The organism is Leifsonia sp. Root1293 (assembly GCF_001425325.1).
Classification (GTDB): domain Bacteria; phylum Actinomycetota; class Actinomycetes; order Actinomycetales; family Microbacteriaceae; genus Orlajensenia.
On the sequence record NZ_LMEH01000001.1, the window covers coordinates 796302 to 817421 of the forward strand.

Below are 21120 nucleotides of genomic sequence, written 5' to 3' on the forward strand. Positions count from 1 at the left end.
ATCCGCCACCTCACCCGCGCACCTCGAACCTGAAGCCGACACCTCGCACCGACTCGATCCATCGGGGGTCGCCGAGCTTCCGTCTCACTGCGGCGATGTGGGCGTCGAGGGTCTTGGTCGCCCCGTACCACTCGGTGTGCCACACGTCTCGGAGGATGTCGGAACGTCGACGGACGGCACCCGGGTCGGATGCCAGGTACCGGAGCAGTTCGAATTCAGTGGGGGTCAGGTGGAGCTCCGAGCCGGCGAGGCTGACCCGCTGAGCTCGGGTGTCGATGACCAGGGGCCCGAGATCGGGCCCGTCCGGCTCGGTCTTGCCTGTCACTGCGGTGCGGCGCACGATCGCTCGGATGCGCGCCAGCAATTCCCGGAGTCCGAAGGGCTTCACCAGGTAGTCGTCGGCCCCCAGCTCCAGGGCGAGCACGCGGTCGAGCTCCTCGCTTCGCGCGCTCACGATGACGATCGGCACAGACGAGGTCTCGCGGATGCGGCGGCAGACATCCGTTCCATCCATATCGGGAAGCCCGAGGTCGAGCACGATGAGGTCGGGCGACGTGGCACCCGAGGTCGCGTCAAGGCACGCGGCTCCCGTCGAGACGTGTTCGACGTCGTAGTTCGCACTGCCGAGGGCGTCGATCATGCCGTCGGCGATCGACGGGTCGTCTTCGACGATCAGGATGCGCATGGCTACATTCTGGGGCAGCACCACGTTCCTTCGGAGCATCTTCACCAATCCTTGGATGTTCGTCGGGCCCGCCTTCACCGACCGGGTCCTAGCGTCGAAGCCATGAAGAAGACACTGATGATCGCATCCGTCGCCGGGGCAGTACTCGCCATCGGCGGAGTGGGCGTGGCAGTCAACGCCGCAACCCTCTCCTCCGTTCCGGAGGGCACCTCCTTCCCGGTCCCCTCCGTCGGCTCCGAGGACTCGCGCGGGTCCGACGACCCCACCGCGACCCCGCGACCGACGCCGACGATGTTTCCGACGCCTGCAGGCACGCTGACTCCCGATACCGCCCCGAGCATCGAGCCCGGTGACGACGGCCTCCCGCGGTACTCGGGCCTGGATGAACGGCCGGGACACGACGACCCAGCGGCCACGGGATCCGGCGATGCTCCCGTCGTCGATGATCACGGTTCCGGAGGGAACGGCGCCGATGACACCGCGGCCGACGACCATGGCTCCGGCGGCAACGGATCCGATGACACTGGCGCCGACGACAACGGTGGCGGAAGCGAGGACGGATCCGGCGACGACGGATCCGGTCACGACGCCGCCGATGACGGCGACTCCGGATCCGACGACTCCGGCGCCGATGACGGCGGATCGGGGGGACACGGGTCCGATGACACCGATGACGACGACAACGGCGGGTCCGACGACGACGCCGGTCAGCACGGCGGTCACGGTCGCGACGATTGACCGCAGCGCTGGCGCATAGGATTGACGGTGAAGGGGAGTAGTTCCCGGTTCCGGTCTCCATGGAGACCCGGAGGTGCGTCGACATACCGGTGGGAGATTCCACCCGGCGTACCGCTCGGCCTGACTGGTCGGGTGAGCGAGACCTTCGGCACACACCATGCCGAAGTCTCTGGATTTCGGTGCTCACCGAAAGGTCCGCCACCGCCCATGGCCCTCTGGTCCGTCTTCCTCATCGCGCTCGGAGTATCGGCCGACGCATTCGCCGTCGCCCTCGGGAAGGGCTTGCACATGCGCAAGCTCGACCACCGGCATGCGGTCATCATCGCGCTCACCTTCGGCCTGTTCCAAGGGGTCATGCCGGTCGTCGGCTGGATCCTCGGCACTCAGCTCGAGCAGTTCATCACGGAGATCGACCACTGGATCGCCTTCGGGCTCCTCGCCATCATCGGCGGCAAGATGCTCTTCGACGCCTTCTCGAAGACTGATGATGATGAGGAGGACGACGACAGGCTTCGCGTGCGTCAACTCCTCCTGCTCGCCGTCGCCACCAGCATCGATGCCCTCGCCGTCGGCATCTCGTTCGCGTTCCTCTCGGTCTCCATCGTCGAGGCGGCCATCGTCATCGGAGTGACGACGGCAGTGCTGAGCTTCGTGGGGGTACTCGTCGGCCACCGCGCTGGCCTCAGGTTCCGCGGCCCCGCCGAGATCGTCGGCGGCGTGATCCTCATCCTGATCGGCACGAAGATCCTGTTCGACCACCTCGGCGTCTTCGGCTGATTCGGCCTCGGATATCGGCATCCGTCCGCGAGCAATCGGCCATGTCCCGAACCGTGCTCAGGCGGTGTCCGACTCGACGGGGGATCCGGAGGGCGAGTTGCGCTTCTGCCACGGCCACCGGCCTGAGATCTCGAGTTCGAGTGACCAGCTCAGGAAGGTGCGGATCAGCACGATGAGGGCGAGCACCGACACCGATTCGATGGTGGGTTCGACAGCGACGGTCTTGATGATGTCTGCAGCGACCAGCAGTTCGAGGCCGAGCAGGATGGCACGCCCGAGCACGCGACGGAACCGGGTGTAGACGGGACTCACATGCTTGAGGCCGCGGATGCCGGCGTCGATGATGGCGTAGGCCACTCCGATGACGATGGCGATGACGCCGAGGATGTCGACGATCTCGCCGACGGTCTGGATCGCCGCGCTCGATTCCATGGGGCCTCCTTCGCCGAGGGGTGGCGGAATCATCGTGTCGCGCGCAGGAGAAGGCTGCATCATCCGAATCGGATGATCCGCGGACCCCAACGTGCACCGGGGTTCGCATCCCGAGGGGATCATTCCCCGAGGGTGATGCGCGGCGTGCGCAGACCGCCCTAGCTTTGCGGCATGAAAAGGTTCCCGCGCGCGACGGTCATCCTCGTGGGTCTGGCCGCCGCGACCATAACGGCCATAGGGATCAGTGGAATCCGGGGCATTCTCGCCCCCACGCTGCTGACCCTGATCCTCACCATCTGCGCAGCCCCCGTGCGTGCCAAGCTCATCGACCGAGGAGTTCCCCGCGGGCTGGCGACGGGTTCCGTCATCGTCGTCGTCTTCGGTGTTCTCGCGGCATTCGGTTACGCCATCGTCGTCGCGGTCGGGCAGTTCGCTGCGATGCTGCCGAGCTACTCCGAGGAGTTCGCCGCGATCGGAGCCGCCATCTCGGGCTGGCTCACCTCTCTGGGATTCGGGCAGTCGCAGGTCGACTCCATCGTGCACAGCCTCGATCCGCAGAACGTTCTCGCTTCGATCACCACGGCCATCGGCGGCCTGGCGAACTTCACCGCCGCCCTGGTGATCGTGCTCACCATGATGATCCTCATGGCGGCCGACGCGGTCTACTCCCGGGTGATCCTCGGTCAACTGCGTGAGACGAGCCCCGACCTGGTGTCGGCCCTCGGTCAGTACGCGGCGAACGTGAGGCGGTACATGGTGGTGACCACTGGGCTCGGAATCGCCCAGGGCGCACTCGATGCCCTGGCGCTGGCGCTGCTCGGCGTTCCGGCTGCCCTGCTCTGGGGGCTTCTGGCATTCCTCTGCAGCTTCATCCCGAACGTCGGATACTTCCTGGCCCTGATCCCGCCCCTCGTGTTCGGTTTCCTCGAGGGAGGCTGGGGAACGGCGTTGGCGGTTCTCGTGGTCTACGCGATCATCAACGCCGTGGTTCAGTCGATCATCCAGCCCCGCGTCGTCGGCCATGCGGTCTCGCTGAGTCAGACGGTCACCTTCTTCTCGGTTCTGTTCTGGGCCGTCATCATCGGCCCGATCGGTGCGATCCTCGCCATCCCGCTGACGCTGTTCGCGAAGACGGTGCTCATCGACGCGGACCCCGACGCGCGCCGATGGCAACCCGCTCTCGGACCGACGGCTGCCACGCGGGAGCTGATGGATGACGAGATCCGATCGGACAGCGAGCATCGTCGTGCACGTCATGCAGCTCCGGCGACTGCGCCTCCCGTCGACCAGTCGTCCCGGACCGACCTGGCTTCAGACGGTGATCCACCAGGTGAGAGGGCCGCGGGTGGTGAATCATCCTGATCGGATGACGTCATCGCACGGGATCGAGAGGATGCTGAACCCATCAACCGGCGCTGGGAGCATGTCGCACCCGCCAGGCCCGGCGAGAGTGAAGGAGTGACGCGATATGCCTGCTGAGGATCTGAACGAACTCGGCCCTGTCGATTTCTACGTGATCGAGTTTCCGGCCGGTCAGGCGAACTTCACGGGCGAGATGGCCGAAGAGCTGGTCAAGCTGGTGGACGCCGGCGTCATCAGGGTGATCGATGCGATCATCCTGACGAAGGATGCCGACGGTGAGATCGACGCCATGGAGCTCTCGGACGTGCCCGATCTCGGCGCGCTGGTCGACATCGAGGGGCAGCTGGCAGAGCTTCTCGCCGCCGACGATGTCGTGAACCTCGCCGCCGCAATGGAACCGGGCAGCGTCGCCGGAGTGCTCGTGTACGAGAATCTCTGGGCCGCGCCTTTCGCCTCCGCGGCGCGCCGCGCCGGAGGGCAGCTGATCGCCAACGGGCGCATCCCCATCCAGGCCATCATCGCCTCGCTCGAGGCCGATGGAGTACTCGAGACAGAAGGAGTTTGACATGCCGCTCAGACCAGCCAGAATCGGGCGCGTCGGCGTCGTGCGCGCGCCTGTGGCCAAAGCCGCCGTCGTCGCTGCGGCCGTCAGCCCAGGGCCATCGCCGATCGCCAAGGCGGCCGTGGTCGGCGCTGTCGTGACGCCCGGCCGTCGTCGCCGCATCTGAGCCGCGGCGTCGGACGAGGCGGCGAGAGGATCGGGAACGCCCATGATCGCCGAAACGTTCGACATCCTCGTCAGAGGAGATGTGGGGCCGCTGATCACCGACGAGCTGGCCGGGTTCGAGGTCGTGGAGAGCGGCTCCGGCTCGACCCTGCTGCGAGGAGTCGTTCCCGATCAGGCTCGCCTCGTGGGCCTGCTCGACCTCCTGCGTTCGTTCAACATCGAGATCGAGGCGGTCAGGCACGTCAGCGAGTCGTCACCCTGACCTGATCGACCCGCGCTGGAAGCGGGTCGAGAAGGCCCAGTTCCCGTGCCTGCTCGATTGCAGCGCTCCGCCCGGTCACTCCGAGCTTCCGGTAGATGTGAGCCATGTGCGTCTTGAGCGTGTTGACAGTCACGAAGCACAGCTCGGCGATCTCGGCATTCGTCGTTCGATCGGGGAGATAGCGCAGAACCTCGAGTTCTCGTTCCGTGAGGGGATCGACGAGCTTCGCGTTGGTATCGCCTGAGGTGAGCTGCCGTGCCCGGGTCATGATCGCCAGCGCCAGTCCACCGCGTTCCGGCGCGAGCTCGCCGATGAGCCGGAGGACGGTCGACCCACCATCGACGGTGAACGGCAGCACCAGGCCCTCCGGCTCCGCCTTGTCGAGGGCCTCTGTGATGAAACCGAGGGCGTCGTCGTGGAAGTCACCGGCTTCAGCGGTCCATGCACGGAGAAGCAGGAGCTGGATCTCGCCCCGCAGTCCGTCGCCCGCGATGACGTCATCAACCTGCTCGAGGAGTGCCGCGGCGACCTCGGTCTCGCCGACGCTGAGGTGGGCTGCGACCGTCTCGAAGCCGATCGCCGGCAGGGTCGGTATCTGGTCCCGAACCAAGCGCAGCGCCTCGGTGGCGCGACCGGTTCGCCGAAGTCCATTCAGGTGGAGGGCCTCGAGTCGATCGCGCAGGGCAGGGGCCGGACTCGACGGCGGCTCGGTATGCGACCTGTCCGCGGTGTCGAGCGCCTTCTCGTGGCGTCCGTCTCCCGCGGCCAGTTGACCTCGCTGGTACCGCGACAACCACGCCAGCTGCGTTCGATGGTTCGCCTCGGCACGGAGGATGCCGGCTCGCAGATGGGTTGCCGATGCGTCCTCCAGTCCTCGGTCGACGGCCACCATCGCCAGCGCCAGGTGAGCATCAGCGCTGATCGGGTGGAGAACGAGCCTCGTCACGGCGGCCACCTCCAATGACTCCAGCGCGAGTCGCTCCGCTTCCGATGCCCTCCCGCACCACGCATCGAGGAGGGCGAGGGAGCCCAGGATGCCGACCCGGAAGGGCGCGTATCCGACGCCATCCGTGTCTCTGGCCATGTTCAGCCACGCCTCTGCCTGCCGCACGTCGCCGTTCAGAAAGTGGGCGCGCCCCACCGAAGCCGTCGCCACGGTCGACAGGAGAGCGCGCGAGCTCAACCCCATGACCTGGGGCGTCGGGGCGTCGGGATGCTCCGCGAGCAGGGCAAGTGCCCGCATTCCCGTGCGGATGCAGTCGTCAGGGCGGGCGGTCCACTGCACCGTCGCCGACATCCACGCGTAGGCGACGGCCTTCTCTCCGACCGATGCGTTCGGATCCTCGGCCACTCGTCCCAGGATGTCCACGGTGCGTGCGGCCGCTCCCTGCATCCCGAGCAGGATTCCCAGCTCGAGCGACACGTCGAGGCGCCGGGCGCGGGCGGCCTCCGGCACCGTCGTGATCCAGCGGATCACCGTGTTCATCTCACCGCGCTCGAAGATGTCGCTGCCGCGCGTCATGATCGCCTCGAGCGCGTCATCCCAGTCCCGCGCGCGGAGCAGGTATTCGACGGCGGGGTCGAGCTCGCCGCGATCAAGGTGATATTCCGCGGCCCGACGGAGGAGGACGGGTTCCTCCTCGGCGCGCTCGGCCCGGAGCCGGTATCGCAGGAGGTCCCGGAACAGGTGGTGGAACCGAAACTCCTCCTGGCGATTGTCGATGGGGACGAAGAACATGGACTCGTGCCGCAGTTGCTCGAACAATCGCTGAGCGTCGTCGCGGCCGAGCACATGATTCACGAGGCCGGCCGTCATCGTGTCCAGTGGTGACATCCTGAGCAGGAGCGCGCGTCCGTTCGATGGAAGCGCATCCAGGACCTCTTCGGTCAGGTACTCGGCCACCAGGCGATCGCTGCCGCCGAATTCGGCGACGAACTCGTCTGGGCGCTCGTGGAACTTGAGCGTGATACCCGCGAGTTGAAGGCCGGCCGCCCAGCCCTCGGTGCGGCTGACCAGCACATCGAGCACGGCAGCTGATGGTGCGTTCCTGGTGATGTTGGTGAGAAGCTGCGCCGATTCCTCTCTCGTCATCGCCAGGGCGTCCTGACGGATCTCGAGGAGCCGATTCCTCAGGCGCAGCCTGCTCCAGGGGATCGCCGGATCGACGCGGGTCGACATGATGACGTGCACGTTCTTCGGAAGTGAGACGAAGAACCGTCCGAGGTCGGCCAGAAGGGTCGAGTTCGACAGGTGGTGGAGGTCGTCGAGGATGACGACGGTCTCGGGAAAGGACTCGAGTTCCGCCGACAGCGCTGTCAGCATCGGTCCACCCAGGCCTCCAGCGGTGAGTCCAGCGAACCGGGACAACTGCGCCATTCCGGGCTGCACCGTCGACATGGCCGTGGACAGCCGCTTCGCGAAGCGCACGGGATCGTCATCGAGCGGGTCGACGTCGATGCGCACGAAGGCGAGTTCGGGATGGGCGGAAGCCCATTGATCGAGGAGGACCGTCTTTCCGGCGCCGGGCGGTGCCACGAGCAGGGTCAGCGGAACACCGAGCGCCGCATCGAGACGGCGCTTCAAGGCAGGCCGGTCGACCAGCGAGTCGGGTGGGAACTCTTCGATCACGTGCGCCTCCCGTGGCACTCCTGAGCGCTTGGGCTCAGTATGGCACCGGTGGGCGATCGGCGCGACGGATGCCGGTGCTCGGCGGGTAACACCGAGTCACGTCCTCTCTCCGCCTATGCGGTCATGCGTGAACGTGCAGTGCGCATCGAAACGGTGAGGCTGCTATTGCCGAGCCATTGCGACGCGCAGCCGTTCGTCGGGGTCGATGAAGTGGTCGTTGTCCTCAACGCCGACGTCGATCTGCACCCAGTGGATCTTCCCGGTGAAGCGACTGGTCGCGGCCGTGTAGTCGGGGGAGACCGTGGTGCCGGACTCGTAGCCGACATCCGTCGTCTCGTCGGCCGAGAAGATCAACGCCTGGGTGGCGCCGACCCGACCCGTCCCGACGCTGGTGCCGTCATGGAACAGGGTGACATCGCCGCCCTTGGCCAGGCCGCCGCCGTCGTAGGCGAACTCCATCCGCACCTGGTGGGTTCCGGGCGCGACAGGCTCGGTGGCCTCGGTCGCGAACTCCTGGATGCCGAGCACGTTGTAGACGAACTTCATACGTCCTTCCTTCGCATACAGGCTCCACCCACCGAACCTGCCACCCTGGGCGATGATCACTCCCTCGAGACCTGATGCCGGAACCTCGACCTCGGCTGTGACCGAGAAGGATTTGTTCTTGATGCTCACCACGCTGCTCTCGGACAGTCGTCCCATTCCGGCGAACAGCAGTTGACTGTTGCCGCGGACGAGCGTCGGCCTTCCCGCCAGTTCCGGATTGAGCCGTTCGGCCGTACGGTCGTCGATCGGCAGCACGTTGTACTTCGTCGCCTCGATCAGCCAGAGCCGTTGCAGACGATGGAGGCGTTCCGGGTCGTCGGCAGCGAGATCTCTGGCCTGGCTGTAGTCCACGTTCCCGTCGTACAACTCCCAGACGTCGTCGTCGAACGCCGGCAACGTCCCTCCGACCATCACCCAGGGAGTGCGGTGCTTGGTGACAGCGCTCCAGCCCTTGAAGTAGACCCCACGATTGCCGAACATCTCGAAGTACTGCAGCTCGTGCCGCTCCGGCGTCTCGGGCGAGTTGAACGAGTAGAGCATGCTCGTTCCCTCCATCGGCGACTGGAGCACGCCGTTGACGCTGGTCGGCTCGGGGAGGCCCGCTGCCTCCAGGATCGTCGGGGCGACGTCGATCACGTGGGTGAACTGGGAGCGCAGCCCACCCTTCTCCTCGATGCCGTTCGGCCAGTGCACGATGGTGCCGTTCCTGGTACCGCCCCAGTGCGATGCCACCTGCTTCGTCCACTGGAACGGCGTGTCCATCGCCCAGGCCCAGCCCACCGCGTAGTGGTTGTAGGAGGCGGGCCCGCCGAGTTCGTCGATCTTGGACATCATGAACTCGGGCGTCTCGAGCGCAGCCATCCCGTTGAAGTTGGCCATCTCGTTGAATGCGCCGTTGACGGTGCCCTCGGCCGAAGCGCCGTTGTCGCCGATGATGTAGTAGATGATCGTGTCGTCGAGGATCCCGAGGTCCTCGATGGCATCGATCACGCGTCCGACGTGATGATCGGTGTGCTCGAGGAATCCGGCGTACACCTCCATCTGGCGCTCCAGAACCGGCTTCAGCTCCGCCGGCATGTCGTCCCATGCCGGGATCTCGGCGTGCCGAGGGGTGAGTTCGGCGTCGGCTGGGATCACACCCAGCTCCTTCTGGCGAGCGAAGGTCTGTTCGCGCTGCGCATCCCATCCGCCCGCGAACTTCCCCTTGTATCTGTCTGCCCACTCGGCCGGTACGTGGTGCGGCGCATGCGTGGCACCGGGGGCGAGGTACACGAAGAACGGCTTGTCCGGCATGAGCGCCTTCTGGGTGCGGATCCAGCTGGTCGCCCGGTCGGCGAGATCCTCGGTGAGGTGGTACCCCTCCTCGAAGGTGGCCGGCGGTTCGACCGGAGTCGTGCCGTCGTACAGGGCGGGCTCCCACTGGTTGTTCTCGCCGCCGATGAAGCCGTAGAAGGTCTCGAATCCGCCACCGGCAGATGGCCACGCGTCGAACGGTCCCATGGGCGAGGACTGCCACACGGGAACCTCATGGCACTTGCCGAACTGCGCCGTCGAATAGCCGTTGAGCTTCAAGGTCATCGCCAGGGGTGCCTTGGTGTTCGGCCGGAGCGAACTGTTTCCCGGAGCGGATGTGGCCGTCTCTGTGATGCTCCCCATCCCGACCGAGTGGTGATTGCGGCCGGTCAGCATCGCCTGCCGGGTCGGCGCGCACAGGGCCGTCGTGTGGAATCGGTTGTACTTCAGCCCGCCGGCAGCCAGTCTCTCCGCATTCGGCGTCGAGCACGGACCACCGAATGCACTCGATGCCCCGAAACCCACGTCGTCCAGCAGGATCACCAGCACATTCGGCGCGCCCTGCGGCGGCAGCAGCGGCTCGATGGGCGGATAGGCGGTGTCGGGATCCTTCGCATCGTAGGTCGTGAGCCCCGGCGCCGGTCGGTCGGGGATCGGCAACATCGAGCGGCTGTGGCGATCGGGGGTCATGGCCTCGTCCTTCCTAGGCGCTGGCGAGCGCGTTGGCCTTCAACTTCTCGTACTCGGCTGGCGTGATCGCGCCGGAGTCGAGCAGCTTCTTCCCTGCCTCGATCTCGGAAGCCGCTGAGGACGGTGAGCCGGCCACGGATCGGATGTACTCGGTGGATGCGGCCGACGCCTGCTGGGCGCGCGCCGCGCTCCGCTGCGCCATCGCCTGTCCGCGTGCGATCAGATAGATCAGGGCGGCGAGGAACGGCGCGATGATGAGGAACACCACCCAGAGCGCCTTGGCCCAGCCGTTGAGTTCCTTGTCCTGGAAGAGGTCGACGAAGACCCTGATGAAGATCACGATGCATGCGACCGCGATGTAGAACCAGAAGAACCAGACGAAGAAGTCCCAGATGTTCATGACATGTCCTCTCGCAGCGGGAAGTCCAACACTTCCGCGTCGGCTCGAAGCTATGACCGGCGCCGGGTGGCGCACATCACCCGATCCGGATGATGTGGAGTTGGCCACGCGGGCCGCGCTTCCGCAGAGACTCATCCCATCCGGGTGATGCCCCGATTCTTCGCTCCTCGATACCTTCGACGTCGAAGCAGGCCGACGCGCCTGTTCCCCGATCAGCCGCTCCGGCTCATCGGCGGTGAACCTCGAGGACGGCGGGTGGATCATGAGCGAAAGCAGAGCAGTGACTGGTTGGGTGGGGTGGATCGGCTTCGCCGGAATCATCCTCATCCTCAACGGGATCTTCAGCGCGGTCCAGGGGATCGTTGCACTCGTCGGTCCGAATTCGTACTACGTCGTGACAGGCGAAGGGCTCTTCCTGTTCGACGTGACCGGTTGGGGGTGGTGGAACATCCTCGTCGGCCTGCTGCTGATCTTCACCGGCATCGCGCTCTTCGTCGGAGCGACCTGGGCACGCGTCGTCGCGATCATCGTCGCGTCGTTGAGCGCGATCGGGCAGCTCCTCCTCGTGCCGGCGCAGCCGTGGTGGTCTCTTCTGGTCATCGCACTCAACATCCTCGTGATCTACGCCATCAGCGCGCACGGTCGTGAAGTTCGCATGGACTGAGTCACCGAGGGCAGCGCCACCGCTGGCTCAGCCGCGCAGGGCGAGGAGCGCGCTGAGCCATCGACCGTGGGTGTCCCAGGGGTCGACGCCTCCGCGCAGGGTCGCGATGTGCGTCAGCAGCTCGTCGTGTACCTGGAACCACTCGCCTCGATTCATCTGGTGTGCAGCGAATTGGAGGTGGCGTTGCCGTTCGAGACGGCGATCGCCTCTCTCGAACGCCAGCACCTCGTCATGGGGCAGGCTCGCGATGCGGCGGCGCGGGTTGGCCGACGTGCCGATCTTGATCAGGTCGCCGAAGCGGATGTAGTAGACGACATCGAGACGCGGGGGAGCGAGTTCGCCGTCGGGCATCTCGCCATGCCGCCATTCGCACACGGCGCAGATCCAGCCCGATGGGAAGTGCACTCCGAGTGGGGAGCCGCAGGCAGGACATGGGCTGGGCAGGAGATCGGTGAGCCCGTTCTCACCGTTGGCGACCTCGGCAGCCGCCAGGAGGTGCTGGTCGCAGAGATTGAGATCGGCATCCGTTGGCGCTGTGCCGGAACACCTCGAACCGTCGCGGAAGACGATTCCGCAGTGCAGGTTGGGGTGGTCCATGCCGCCAACGCTAGACGCCGGTGCCGACATCCACCCGTTCGCTCCCTCCGGACGGAGATCAGCGGATGCGGGTCGCCAGAGGATCGACGCGGCGGCGTCTCGGCCGTCTGAGCATTCCGATCAGGCCGTACAACAGGCCGGGAACTCCCACGGCGAGGAGCGTCGCACCGATGGCGGGGGTGACCCAATCAGGAAGGGACGGGATGAGCTGCGAGGCGACGGAAGCCGCGGTCAACAGCAGCGCGCCGGTGATGGAGAAGATCAATCCGAGCACGGCGGCGGCCGCCAGGGCGGCACGATCCGGCACCGATTCGGGTTCGGTGGTCATGCGGCCACGCTATAGCTGAGGTGCTCTCAGCTCTCGACCCCAGAACGGGGCGTTGACTCCGGCTCAGGCGTCGGCTCCGACCGGGAGCTCGATCGGTGTGCGGCCCACGAAGCGGATGTCGGAGTCTGTCACGACGAACTCGGTGATCGAGCCGTTGCCCGCCGAGCCGGGGAACGTCTCGGGTGACGTGGTGTGGCGGGTGAGACCGTTGATCACGCCGCCGTGGCTGGTGATGATGACGGTCCCCGTCGACTCGGCGGCGATGCGGCGGAGGGCTGCCATCGATCGCTCCAGGACCGCCGGTCGGGGCTCGGCGCCCGGAACGACGCCATCCGTGTAGAGGTGGCGGACCTCCTGCCAGACTGCGCCCTCGGCCTCGCCGTACTGCATCTCGATGAAGTCGCGATCGGTCTCCACGTCGGGCCCGTCGATGGCAGCAGCGATGATGGCCGCGGTCTCGGCGGCACGATCCAGCGGGCTGGCGATGATCCGGGACGGTTCCGCATCGCGCAGAAGATCGGCCGCTGCCCGGGCCTGAGCGCGTCCCAGTTCGTTGAGAGGGACATCGGTGTGGCCCTGCACCCGCCCCGCCCGGTTCCAGTCGGTCTCGCCATGGCGCACGAGCAGGAATCGGGTGGTCGAAGAGGTCATGCATCGAGCCTATCCGGAGCAGAATGTGTGCATGGCGAGCCTCCTCGATGTGACGCGGGCCGCCGTCGCGCCGCTGACCCGCACCAGAGCATTCAGGCGCACGGCACCGACGCTGCTGCCACCGCTCGAGCGAGCCACCGCCTGGCTGAGCCGCGGTCGCGTGCAACTGAGCGGATTGCTCGTGCCTTCCCTGGTGCTGCACACGACGGGGGCGAAGTCGGGCCTGCCGCGTGACGTTCCGCTCATGTACTGCCCTGACGGCGAGATCTGCATCGTGGCCGGCAGCAACTTCGCCCGAGAACGGCATCCGGCCTGGACGGCCAATCTGATCGCGCATCCCGATGCCGCAGTCAGCATCGCCGGTCGACGGATGCCGGTGCAAGCCGAACTCATCGGGGACGACGAGCGCGATGCGGTGTGGGCCCGCATCGAGCGGCAGTGGCCCGGGTACCGCGCCTACGAGCGCGGCTCCGGTCGGACCGTTCGATTGTTCCGGCTGCACCCGGTTGCGACGGATGCAGCGGTGCCCGGTCCGGCATCCTGAGCAACCGCTGCCTGCGGGAGGTCCTGCTCGCGCCGCGCCGTCCCGCCTGCGGTGACCTGCGCACCTGCGACGTAGCCTCGAACGGAGGTGCGAGCCCTTCGTCGGGTGTGCGGAGCGCCGACGCGGCCAGCGGGAGGGATAACGATGCGTCTGAGAACGCGCGCTGTCGCCGCCGTGATGGCTGCCACCCTGGCCGTGTCCGCCCTGATGGCGACGGGGGTCGTCTCGCGAGCCTCGGCGGAGGACTACCCGAGTTGGGACGAGGTGGAGGCAGCGCGATCGAGCGCCGCGGCGACGAGCGCCGAGGTCGATCGCATCTCCGACTTCATAACCGCCCTCACGGCGGAGTCGGCTCGCCTCGGCAGGATCACCATCGAGAAGGCCGCCGCATACACCGTGGCGAAGGCGGAGCTCGATGCCGCGACCCGACGGGCCGACGTCCTGGTGGCACAACGTGACACAGCCGTCGCCGAGGCAGCGGACGCGCATGACCGCTACGGCGCCATCGTGTCGCAGCTCGTCGTGTCAGGCGGCACCGAGAGCCTCACCGTTCAGCTGCTTCTGGACCACTCCTCAGACACCGACCTGCTGTACCGGCTCGGCGCGATGACCAAGCTGACCCAACAGGCCGCCGGCCTGGAGGACCGTGCAGAGAGCCGCAGCAACGAGGCCGATGCGCTCAGTGCCCAGGCGGCAGTGGCCGAGAAGGAGCGTGACAGGCTCGCTTCGGCAGCGCAGGCTGCGCTCGAGGACGCGCAGGCCGCCGAGCAGGAGGCCGGCGCTCGCCTGTCCGCCCAGAAGGAGGCGAGTGTCACGTTGCAGGCGCAACTCGCCTCCCTGACAGCGCAGGCCGCCGACGTCGAGAAGCGGTACGAGGAAGGCGAGGCGGCGCGCAGGGCCGCTGAAGCCGCTGCTGCCGCCGCTGCTGCTGAGGCGGCTGCAGCAGCAGCGGCCGCGGCTGAGGCGGCGGGTGACGGCGGGGGCGGTGGTGCCGCGACCCCGATCTACACGGGCGACGTCGACTCGGACCCCGGTGCGGCACAGGCGTACGCGGCCGGCGCCATCGGCTCCTATGGATGGGGCGGGGACCAGTTCGGCTGCCTCCAGCGACTCTGGAACAAGGAGTCGGGTTGGCGTGCCGACGCCTACAACGCGTCGAGCGGTGCCTATGGGATTCCGCAGTCGCTCCCGGGGGAGAAGATGGCCTCGGCCGGCGTCGACTGGCGCACCAACGCCGCCACCCAGATCAACTGGGGGTTGTCGTACATCGCCCAGCGGTACGGCTCACCCTGCTCGGCGTGGGCGCACTCCGTCGCGACCGACTGGTACTAGACCGCGGGATCCGACGGACGGACGGCGGGCGTACGCAGCCGGTCAACGGCCTCGGCCCCGCGGAGTTCGACCATGCGTGCGACGATGCGGTCGGCCACGTCGGCGGTCAGTGATGCGCACACGATGCTGTTCGGGCCGATCGCCTCCAGGCCCGCGGCCCGCACCCGGATGACCTCCCAGCCCACCTCGGCGAGGGCGTCGTCCTTCTCGCGGTCCGACGCCTCCTTCAACCCCAGGTGCGCGCGCCGGGAGCGCCCGGGGTCGTCGTACTCCACGGCGATGCGCAGCGCAGGCACGAGGATGTCGGGCCACACCTCCTGCTTGCCGTAGAACATGCGGTTGACGCGCACGGTGTTCACACCCCGGGGAACGCGGATGCGCTCTTCGAGCAGCGCCCGCAGCCGCTGTTCGGTCAGGGAGGTGCGCGTGCGCAGCCCCGCGTTCATCGACGCGACTCCGCCGTCGCGCGCCACAGTCGGAGCCTCGGCATTGCGGATGCACTTCGGGCAGCTCGGGCCGGTGAGCACGTCCATCACGCTCGCCTCGTAGCGATCGTGACCTCGGGCGCACACCCACTGGAATTCGGCGCCGATCCTGGTCTCTCGAGCGACGGATGCCCGCGCGGGAGGGGCCGCTCGCGACACGAGTTCACCGCGCGTGCGGTGCGTCTCGTGCAACAGCATGCACAGCGGGCAGGAGCGTCGGAGGGTGATGGCAGCCGGGTCCGTCGGTTCCGCACCGTGTCCGCAGGCGAAGCTCACAAGGGTCATGCGGGCAGGGTAACCCGGGCCGCCGACATGCCAGCAGGCGTTCTTGACCTCCCCCTGTACGGGGCACACAATGGCAAGGCGACCCGAGCGCATCCGACGAGAAAGGTCACCATGTCAGACACCCAGCAGGCCACACCAGGGACCGGTGCGCCGATCGCTGCGACGACGTCGGTCGGCAGCCGATCCCTCGATGAGACCACAGTGCTTCCCTCTCTCGGATCCGAGGCTGAAGCAGGGTCGGCGCCGACCGAGGTGGTCGCGGTGCCTGCAGCGTCCGTCGGCGAGTCGACGAAGCCCGCGAAGAAGACCTTCTCGTGGTTCCAGGACCAGCCGATGCGACTCACTCTCGTCGTCATCATCGGAGTCGTCGCGCTGTTCTTCGCGTTCGGCCTGCTCATCATCTTCAGTCCCAGTTCGGCTGCGGTCTCCGCTCTCGCGGTGATCGCCACTCCCGTCGCCTCGATGGTGGCGGCCTACTACGGCATCACGCTGAGCATGCAGCAGGTGCGTGACGAACGTCTCGAGCGGGCCGCCGCCGTGAAACGGGCTGAGGATGCCGAGAGCGCTGCGCAGGAGGCCGACGTCTGGGCCGCGCAGATGGAGTCCGGCCTGCGCGTCGCCAAAGTGAAGCTCGACGCGGCCGGTGTGCGCACCGATGACGTGGCGAAGGCGGCCGGCGTCGAGCCGGACTTCTTCTGATCGTCCGGTTCAACCGCGCCTGATCCGCGCGAGACTGCGGCGCTGCGGCCACTCGCGCAGCGGGCGAGGCAGCCAGGGCCAGACGGCGCCGGTGACGGCGAGAGCTCGCCGGAAGCGCCGTTCGGCCCCCGCTGACCACCGGACGCCGTAGGCAGCTCGCACAGTCGCCGGGAGGAGCCCGGCGGTCACGAGCCTGGCCAGGGGCATGGCGAGCCCGAGGGGGGTCGGCAGGGAGCGCGCGAACATCAACTCGCGCGACAGGGCCAGCACCTCGGAGTCGACGGACAGGCGCGGCAGCATCCCGGCCCAGTACTCGGTGAAGGCGGCACGGTCGTCAGGCCACCGACCCTGGGGCAGCTGCAGCCTGGTGCCGAGCTCCGCGTAGGCCGTGTACAGGGCGTCGGCCTCGTCGGTCCGCAGCGGCCCGAACAGCTCCTCATGCACGACGACGGCCGTGTCGTAGAGGGTTGCGGCCACCCAGAGCTGGAGTTCCGGGTCGTACGCGCTGTACGCGGGTGCGCCGCCTCGGGCATCGCCGCGCACGGGGGAGTGCGCTCGGTTCACCAGGCGCACGGCCCGGGCCTTGTCCTCCTCTGTGCCGTAGACGATCGCGTAGGCGTAGGCGAGCGTGGCCCACAGTCGGTCCAGGGGCGCCCGGCGAAGTCGGAGTGCTCCACGACGCCGCGTCCGACGGGCGGGTAGGCGAGCTGCAGGAGGATGGCCCGCGCTCCGCCCGCGATGAGCACTCCGTCGCCGGCGAAACGAGGCAGGTCGGTGGCATCCGCTGGCATCCTCCAACGCTACGCGGTCAGGTTCCTCGGATGCCTCCCGTTTAGACTTCCCCGGTGGTCGGGAAGCTGGTGCGGACGACGGCGCTCGCTCTCGCGGTCGCCGTCTGTCTCGTCGGCTGCGCAGCCTCCGAGACGCCGAGCCCCGCTCCGTCGCAGACGATGACGGCGGACGTGCCTCGCAGGGTCGCGCCCGATCCCGTCACGGTCGAAGCGCGTCGGCGTCTCGCCGCCATGACCCTCGAACAACGCATCTCGAGCATGCTCATGCTGCACTTCCCGGGTACGGATGCCGCGGCCATCGCCGCGGAGTCGCTGCAGTACGAGCCCGGCGGAATCATCCTCATGGGCGACAACACCGCAGCGGGCACGGCCGGCGTGCGAGCGATCACCGCGGCCGTCGACGCGGCCGCCGATGCGGATGCGGCGCTCCCGTTGCTCGTCGCCGTCGACCAGGAGGGCGGAGAGGTCAGCCGCATCGTCGAGGATCCGTCGCCCGGTGCCGACGTGCTGCGCGGCCAGGCGGCATCCGTCACCGAGAACGCCTTCGCGGCGCGCGCCGACGTGTTGGCTGCCGCCGGGATCTCGGTGAACTTCGGCATCATCGCCGACGAGACGAGCGACCCGAACTCGTTCCTGGCCGGTCGTGTGCTCGGCACGGATCCGGCCGCCGCCGCCGAGCACGTCACAGCAGCGGTGGCGGGGGAGCACGGCAGAGTCCTCAGCACGCTCAAGCACTTTCCGGGACACGGCGCCGCGCCCGGCGACTCGCACAGCTCGATTCCGACGACGGGGAAGTCGCTGGCGGAGTGGCGCACCACCGACGCCGTTCCGTTTCGAGCGGGCATCGACGCCGGCGCCGAGTTGGTGATGTTCGGCCACCTCGAGTACTCAGCGGTCGATCCGGCACCAGCATCCCTCTCGGCGGTGTGGCACCGCATCCTGCGGGACGAGCTCGGTTTCGACGGCATCGCGATCAGCGACGACATGGGCATGCTCGATCACTCGGGCGTCCCCGCGCTGGTGAACCGGAGTGAGAACGCGATCGCGGCCATCGCCGCAGGTTCCACCATGGTGCTCTACGTTCCGTCGCCGGATGCCTCGGGAGCGGCCGGTGCCTTCGACCCCGATGCGCTCGTCGCCGACGTGGCCGCTGCGGTGCGCGCCGGCCGCATTCCGGCTGAGACCGTCGACCGGGCTGCGATGAAGCTACTCCGGGCGCGGATCGGCCTCAGCGGATCCTGAGGTGCGGGCGTCGCCCGCTTCCGTTCTGTCCGCGATGCCGGTCGGCTCGGCTGCATCGGCAGGCGCGCGTCCGCTCAGCAGGCGGGAGAGCGGGGTGTCGAGGGCGTAGGCGAGAAAGGCCCAGGAACCGATGAACGGCGCCGCCACCACGACGACGGCTCCGAGGATGACGGCACTCAGGGAATCGCGACGACTTCGGGCGGCCTCGACGGGGCTGAGGCCCTCGATGAGCCCGCTGCCGGGCGCCGAGGCGCGCATCCAGAGCAGGTAGCCGAACAGCACCACCCAGAAGAAGTTCACCGGCAGCAGGGTCTGTCCGAGCGCGAGATCACCGAACCTGCTGTCCAGGCTCGTCGTGAACGGGATGAGCACGACCCCGAAGAGGCGCAGGGTGTTGAGCACCAGCATCACGCCGTCGACCTGCACGATGTACTCGAACTGGCGTACGTGGATGGTCCACAGGAGGCAGAGCAGGAAGAAGCTGATCGCGAAGCTGACGATGGCCGGCCCCATGCCGACGAGGCCGCGCCAGAGTTCCGCATCCGTCGTGGCACCCGAGAGGTCGTTGACGGTGAGGTCGAGAACGAGGAGGGTCGCCGCGATGGCGAACACGCCGTCGGTGAAGGCCTCCAGCCGGCGGGTGGAGACCGTGGCGGTGCGTGGTCGTGCGCGTCTGCGGATCACTCGGCACCCACGATCTCCTCGTGCACACGGCGGAGATCCTCCATGAGCGATCCGATGAGCACCCAGTGTTCGGCGTGCGGCGTGAGGATGCGCAGCGGTGCCGTGAGAAGGGGCACTCCCCGGGTCTGCGCGTCCGGTTCGACGGGGGTGCTGTTCTCGGCGCGCACCAGGAGACGCAGGTCGTGAGCCGCCCGCTCCAGTTCGTCGACGATCGGCTCGACCGTCGGCTCGTCGGGCAGGCCGGCGTCGTAGTGGTCGTGCACGGCCCGCGTCATGTTGAGCGATCGCGTGACCAGTGGTCCCATGCGGGCGAAGAGGGCGTCATCGGCGTCGAGAGCGACCCTGTAGCGCTGCTGACGCGGGTTGAAGGCGAGTGATTCGTCGGCATCCTTCAGCGCATCGGCGGCCTTGGCCTGCATGGGCCGCAGCAATCTCGCCGTCAGCAGCATCTCCTGGAGCTGGGCGTCGGTCTTCGAGGTGCGGAGGGCGTCGGCCAGGCGCTCGAAGGTCGCCGCGATCTCGATGCCGAGGGCGGTGACGGCCGCATGCGCCGGTGCGAGCAGCACCGGCGGCACGACGAGGATGTTCACGATCAGGCCCATGGCGGCGCCGATCAGCGTCTCGATGATGCGGGCGACAGCGTAGTCGGGTGTCGCGGCGCCGATGGTGAGCACGAGCATGACGCTGATCGGGATCTGGTTGGCCGACCCCGGTGTGAGCCGAAGCGCCCACCCGACGAAGATGGCCACGACGATGGCTGCCAGCACCACCAGGCTGTCCTGTCCGAAGAGCAGACCGATGCCGAAGGCTATGACGACGCCGGCGATCACTCCGAAGCTGCGCTCGAGTGCACGCCCGACGGACTGGTTCACGCTGGGCTGCACGACCAGCAACGCCGCGATGGCGGCGAACACGGGCAGGGTGCCGGGAATGAGCAGCTCGGCCACGATCCAGGCGAGCACGGTGGCGATCGCCGACTTCGTCACCTGCAGCAGGGGAATGCGCGCGCTCGACCGCAGGCGGGCGGTGAAACGTGCTGGGCCGGTCACTCTGTCAGGCTACTGCGCCGCCACGTGCGGCCGATCGAGGAATGCCGCATAGTCGGCGGAGCCGCGGGCGATGGCCTTCGCTCGCCTGGCTGTGACGGATGCCGCGTCGAACGGTCGGGTCTCGACGCCGACGCCGCGCCGCGTCGCCGAACGCCGCCAGGTGCCGATCACGCGGCCCGCCGCGACGATAGTGGGCTGGAACACGCCGTTGGCACCGGGCACCACGGCGTCCTCGTTCTCGGGGTCGATGAAGGCGCGCCGGTCGGTGTAGCCCAGGTAGTACTCGTCGAAGCCCGGGAGCAGGTGAACTGATGCCGCGAACGCGCGCTTCTCGGCATCCGTCGCCGGGGAGAGATCGGCGTCGGATGCGGCCCACAGGCCGGCGTCGTCGTCGTACTGCACGATGCGGCCATCGGCGCGCGCGATCTCGAGTGCGAGGCGGGAGTCGGTGAGGGTGAGCTTGCTCCAGCCGGCGAAGTCGCGAACGGTGGCCGGGCCATGCCCGCGCAGGTAACGCGTCACGAACTCGGCCAGGGCCTGCTCGCGGTCGAGTGACCTCGGTCGCCGGATCCAGTGCTCACTCGGCACCAGTCGCTGGACGCCGTCCCGCACCGGACCCCAGCACCAGAAGCCCGTCTGGGCGAGATGGGCGATGAGGTGGTAGCCGCGCTGTCCGGTCGGGTCGATGTCGTTCTCGACGAGCAGAGCCATGAACTCCTCTCGCGAGAGGTCGTCGGCGGTGTCGAGTGCCTCTGCGGAGATGGAGCGCACTCGATCGAGCATGGCGTCGTCGATTCCGAGCTGCACCCGTCGCGTCGCCGCCTGCGCCAGCATGCGCGGTCCGGTGAGCGAGAGCATCCAGCCGAGATCGACGGCAGGCACGGCGAACAGGGTGCCGCGCATGGTCCAGGCCCGCACCAGCTCTCCGCTGTCGAATGCAGCCAGTACCGCCGCATCCGTCGCACCGGAACGGATGCCGATGCCCCAGCGCGCCCCGGCGAAGTCCTGCGCCTGCACGGCGAGCAACCGCTCGAGCACTCCTACCGGGGTGTCGGTGCCGCCGATGCCGTGCGCGGTGAGGCGCAGCCTGAGCAGTTCGCGTTGCTGTGAATCCGCCGCCATAGTGACCTCAGTATCGCGCAGGGCACCGACAGCGGAACAGCGGGCGGGGCTGCAGCGTTTAGACTGGGTGGCTGCGCCTCTCGCGCGACTTCCCCACATTCTCCGA

Annotated in this window: 25 protein-coding genes; 11 read left to right on the plus strand and 14 right to left on the minus strand. The window is 67.9% G+C overall.

Annotation, left to right across the window (positions count from 1 at the left end; all coding sequences use genetic code 11):
- Positions 1-10: 10 nt before the first annotated feature.
- Complete coding sequence (locus ASC59_RS03655; RefSeq protein WP_055818441.1) at positions 11-685, minus strand: response regulator transcription factor; 675 nt, start codon at positions 683-685, stop codon at positions 11-13.
- Between the two features lie 102 nt (positions 686-787).
- Here ASC59_RS03655 and ASC59_RS03660 point away from each other — a divergent pair, with 102 nt between their 5' ends.
- Together ASC59_RS03660 and ASC59_RS03665 are read left to right on the plus strand one after the other, a co-directional pair.
- Positions 788-1423 (plus strand): hypothetical protein, encoded by a 636-nt coding sequence (locus tag ASC59_RS03660; RefSeq protein WP_055818443.1) that lies wholly within the window; start codon positions 788-790, stop codon positions 1421-1423.
- 207 nt (positions 1424-1630) lie between these two features.
- On the plus strand, positions 1631-2200 hold the full coding sequence (locus ASC59_RS03665; protein WP_055818445.1) for a manganese efflux pump MntP: 570 nt from the start codon (positions 1631-1633) through the stop codon (positions 2198-2200).
- Positions 2201-2257: 57 nt separating this feature from the next.
- On the opposite strand, the gene ASC59_RS03670 is transcribed toward ASC59_RS03665, so the two are convergent.
- A complete protein-coding gene (locus ASC59_RS03670) occupies positions 2258-2632 on the minus strand; it encodes a DUF1622 domain-containing protein (protein WP_055818446.1) in 375 nt (124 codons plus the stop codon).
- A gap of 171 nt (positions 2633-2803) precedes the next feature.
- Between ASC59_RS03670 and ASC59_RS03675 the strand changes: the two genes are divergently transcribed.
- The 4 genes from ASC59_RS03675 (at position 2804) to ASC59_RS03685 (ending at position 4983) form a co-directional block, all read left to right on the plus strand.
- Positions 2804-3994: an AI-2E family transporter gene (locus tag ASC59_RS03675; RefSeq protein ID WP_082513372.1), complete on the plus strand. Its 1191-nt coding sequence runs from the start codon at positions 2804-2806 to the stop codon at positions 3992-3994.
- A 106-nt stretch (positions 3995-4100) separates the two neighbouring features.
- A complete protein-coding gene (locus ASC59_RS03680) occupies positions 4101-4559 on the plus strand; it encodes a DUF6325 family protein (protein ID WP_055818450.1) in 459 nt (152 codons plus the stop codon).
- A 1-nt stretch (position 4560) separates the two neighbouring features.
- Positions 4561-4722, plus strand: coding sequence for a hypothetical protein (locus tag ASC59_RS17445; RefSeq protein WP_200942313.1), 162 nt, complete (start codon positions 4561-4563; stop codon positions 4720-4722).
- A gap of 42 nt (positions 4723-4764) precedes the next feature.
- Positions 4765-4983, plus strand: coding sequence for a hypothetical protein (locus ASC59_RS03685; RefSeq protein WP_055818452.1), 219 nt, complete (start codon positions 4765-4767; stop codon positions 4981-4983).
- Here the strand turns inward: ASC59_RS03685 and ASC59_RS03690 are convergent.
- The 3 genes from ASC59_RS03690 to ASC59_RS03700 all read right to left on the minus strand — a co-directional run bounded on the left by ASC59_RS03690 (position 4964) and on the right by ASC59_RS03700 (position 10541).
- Positions 4964-7612, minus strand: coding sequence for a LuxR C-terminal-related transcriptional regulator (locus tag ASC59_RS03690; RefSeq protein WP_055818454.1), 2649 nt, complete (start codon positions 7610-7612; stop codon positions 4964-4966). The genes ASC59_RS03685 and ASC59_RS03690 overlap by 20 nt on opposite strands.
- Positions 7613-7774: 162 nt before the next feature.
- Positions 7775-10141, minus strand: a complete 2367-nt coding sequence (locus ASC59_RS03695) for an arylsulfatase (RefSeq protein ID WP_055818456.1) — start codon at positions 10139-10141, stop codon at positions 7775-7777.
- Between the two features lie 13 nt (positions 10142-10154).
- The gene (locus tag ASC59_RS03700) at positions 10155-10541 is read right to left on the minus strand and encodes an SHOCT domain-containing protein (RefSeq protein WP_055818457.1); all 387 of its coding nucleotides are present in this window, start codon (positions 10539-10541) and stop codon (positions 10155-10157) included.
- 262 nt (positions 10542-10803) lie between these two features.
- Here ASC59_RS03700 and ASC59_RS03705 point away from each other — a divergent pair, with 262 nt between their 5' ends.
- Positions 10804-11205 carry a DUF7144 family membrane protein gene (locus ASC59_RS03705; protein WP_055822783.1) on the plus strand — a complete coding sequence of 134 codons (402 nt, stop codon included), beginning with the start codon at positions 10804-10806 and terminating at the stop codon, positions 11203-11205.
- A gap of 27 nt (positions 11206-11232) precedes the next feature.
- Here ASC59_RS03705 and ASC59_RS03710 read toward each other — a convergent pair whose 3' ends face one another.
- The 3 genes from ASC59_RS03710 to ASC59_RS03720 all read right to left on the minus strand — a co-directional run bounded on the left by ASC59_RS03710 (position 11233) and on the right by ASC59_RS03720 (position 12781).
- On the minus strand, positions 11233-11802 hold the full coding sequence (locus ASC59_RS03710; protein ID WP_082513373.1) for a GIY-YIG nuclease family protein: 570 nt from the start codon (positions 11800-11802) through the stop codon (positions 11233-11235).
- Between the two features lie 58 nt (positions 11803-11860).
- Positions 11861-12130, minus strand: a complete 270-nt coding sequence (locus ASC59_RS03715) for a hypothetical protein (protein ID WP_055818459.1) — start codon at positions 12128-12130, stop codon at positions 11861-11863.
- Between the two features lie 63 nt (positions 12131-12193).
- Positions 12194-12781, minus strand: a complete 588-nt coding sequence (locus ASC59_RS03720; protein ID WP_055818461.1) for a histidine phosphatase family protein — start codon at positions 12779-12781, stop codon at positions 12194-12196.
- Positions 12782-12812: 31 nt separating this feature from the next.
- Here ASC59_RS03720 and ASC59_RS03725 point away from each other — a divergent pair, with 31 nt between their 5' ends.
- Together ASC59_RS03725 and ASC59_RS03730 are read left to right on the plus strand one after the other, a co-directional pair.
- A complete protein-coding gene (locus ASC59_RS03725) occupies positions 12813-13325 on the plus strand; it encodes a nitroreductase family deazaflavin-dependent oxidoreductase (RefSeq protein WP_055822787.1) in 513 nt (170 codons plus the stop codon).
- Between the two features lie 144 nt (positions 13326-13469).
- Positions 13470-14657, plus strand: coding sequence for a coiled-coil domain-containing protein (locus tag ASC59_RS03730; RefSeq protein WP_235492562.1), 1188 nt, complete (start codon positions 13470-13472; stop codon positions 14655-14657).
- Here the strand turns inward: ASC59_RS03730 and ASC59_RS03735 are convergent.
- Positions 14654-15427, minus strand: a complete 774-nt coding sequence (locus tag ASC59_RS03735) for a hypothetical protein (protein WP_157487914.1) — start codon at positions 15425-15427, stop codon at positions 14654-14656. The two genes, ASC59_RS03730 and ASC59_RS03735, sit on opposite strands and share 4 nt — an antisense overlap.
- A gap of 111 nt (positions 15428-15538) precedes the next feature.
- Here ASC59_RS03735 and ASC59_RS03740 point away from each other — a divergent pair, with 111 nt between their 5' ends.
- Complete coding sequence (locus ASC59_RS03740) at positions 15539-16126, plus strand: hypothetical protein (RefSeq protein WP_055818468.1); 588 nt, start codon at positions 15539-15541, stop codon at positions 16124-16126.
- Between the two features lie 9 nt (positions 16127-16135).
- Here the strand turns inward: ASC59_RS03740 and ASC59_RS03745 are convergent, their stop codons facing one another.
- Both ASC59_RS03745 and ASC59_RS17745 read right to left on the minus strand, forming a co-directional pair.
- Positions 16136-16774 (minus strand): oxygenase MpaB family protein, encoded by a 639-nt coding sequence (locus ASC59_RS03745; protein ID WP_327063411.1) that lies wholly within the window; start codon positions 16772-16774, stop codon positions 16136-16138.
- A complete protein-coding gene (locus tag ASC59_RS17745) occupies positions 16687-16917 on the minus strand; it encodes an oxygenase MpaB family protein (RefSeq protein WP_327063412.1) in 231 nt (76 codons plus the stop codon). The genes ASC59_RS03745 and ASC59_RS17745 overlap by 88 nt, the downstream gene beginning before the upstream one ends.
- A gap of 54 nt (positions 16918-16971) precedes the next feature.
- On the opposite strand from ASC59_RS17745, the gene ASC59_RS03750 reads away from it, so the two are divergent.
- Positions 16972-18159 carry a glycoside hydrolase family 3 N-terminal domain-containing protein gene (locus tag ASC59_RS03750; RefSeq protein WP_055818470.1) on the plus strand — a complete coding sequence of 396 codons (1188 nt, stop codon included), beginning with the start codon at positions 16972-16974 and terminating at the stop codon, positions 18157-18159.
- Here the strand turns inward: ASC59_RS03750 and ASC59_RS03755 are convergent.
- Genes ASC59_RS03755 through ASC59_RS03765 form a run of 3 tightly spaced genes read right to left on the minus strand, consistent with a single transcriptional unit; the run spans position 18124 to position 21014 of the window.
- Positions 18124-18843, minus strand: coding sequence for a TMEM175 family protein (locus ASC59_RS03755; RefSeq protein ID WP_082513374.1), 720 nt, complete (start codon positions 18841-18843; stop codon positions 18124-18126). The genes ASC59_RS03750 and ASC59_RS03755 overlap by 36 nt on opposite strands.
- Complete coding sequence (locus ASC59_RS03760; RefSeq protein WP_055818472.1) at positions 18840-19892, minus strand: FUSC family protein; 1053 nt, start codon at positions 19890-19892, stop codon at positions 18840-18842. Before ASC59_RS03760 ends, ASC59_RS03755 begins: the two co-directional genes overlap by 4 nt.
- A gap of 9 nt (positions 19893-19901) precedes the next feature.
- The gene (locus ASC59_RS03765) at positions 19902-21014 is read right to left on the minus strand and encodes a winged helix DNA-binding domain-containing protein (protein WP_055818474.1); all 1113 of its coding nucleotides are present in this window, start codon (positions 21012-21014) and stop codon (positions 19902-19904) included.
- Positions 21015-21120: the final 106 nt, after the last annotated feature.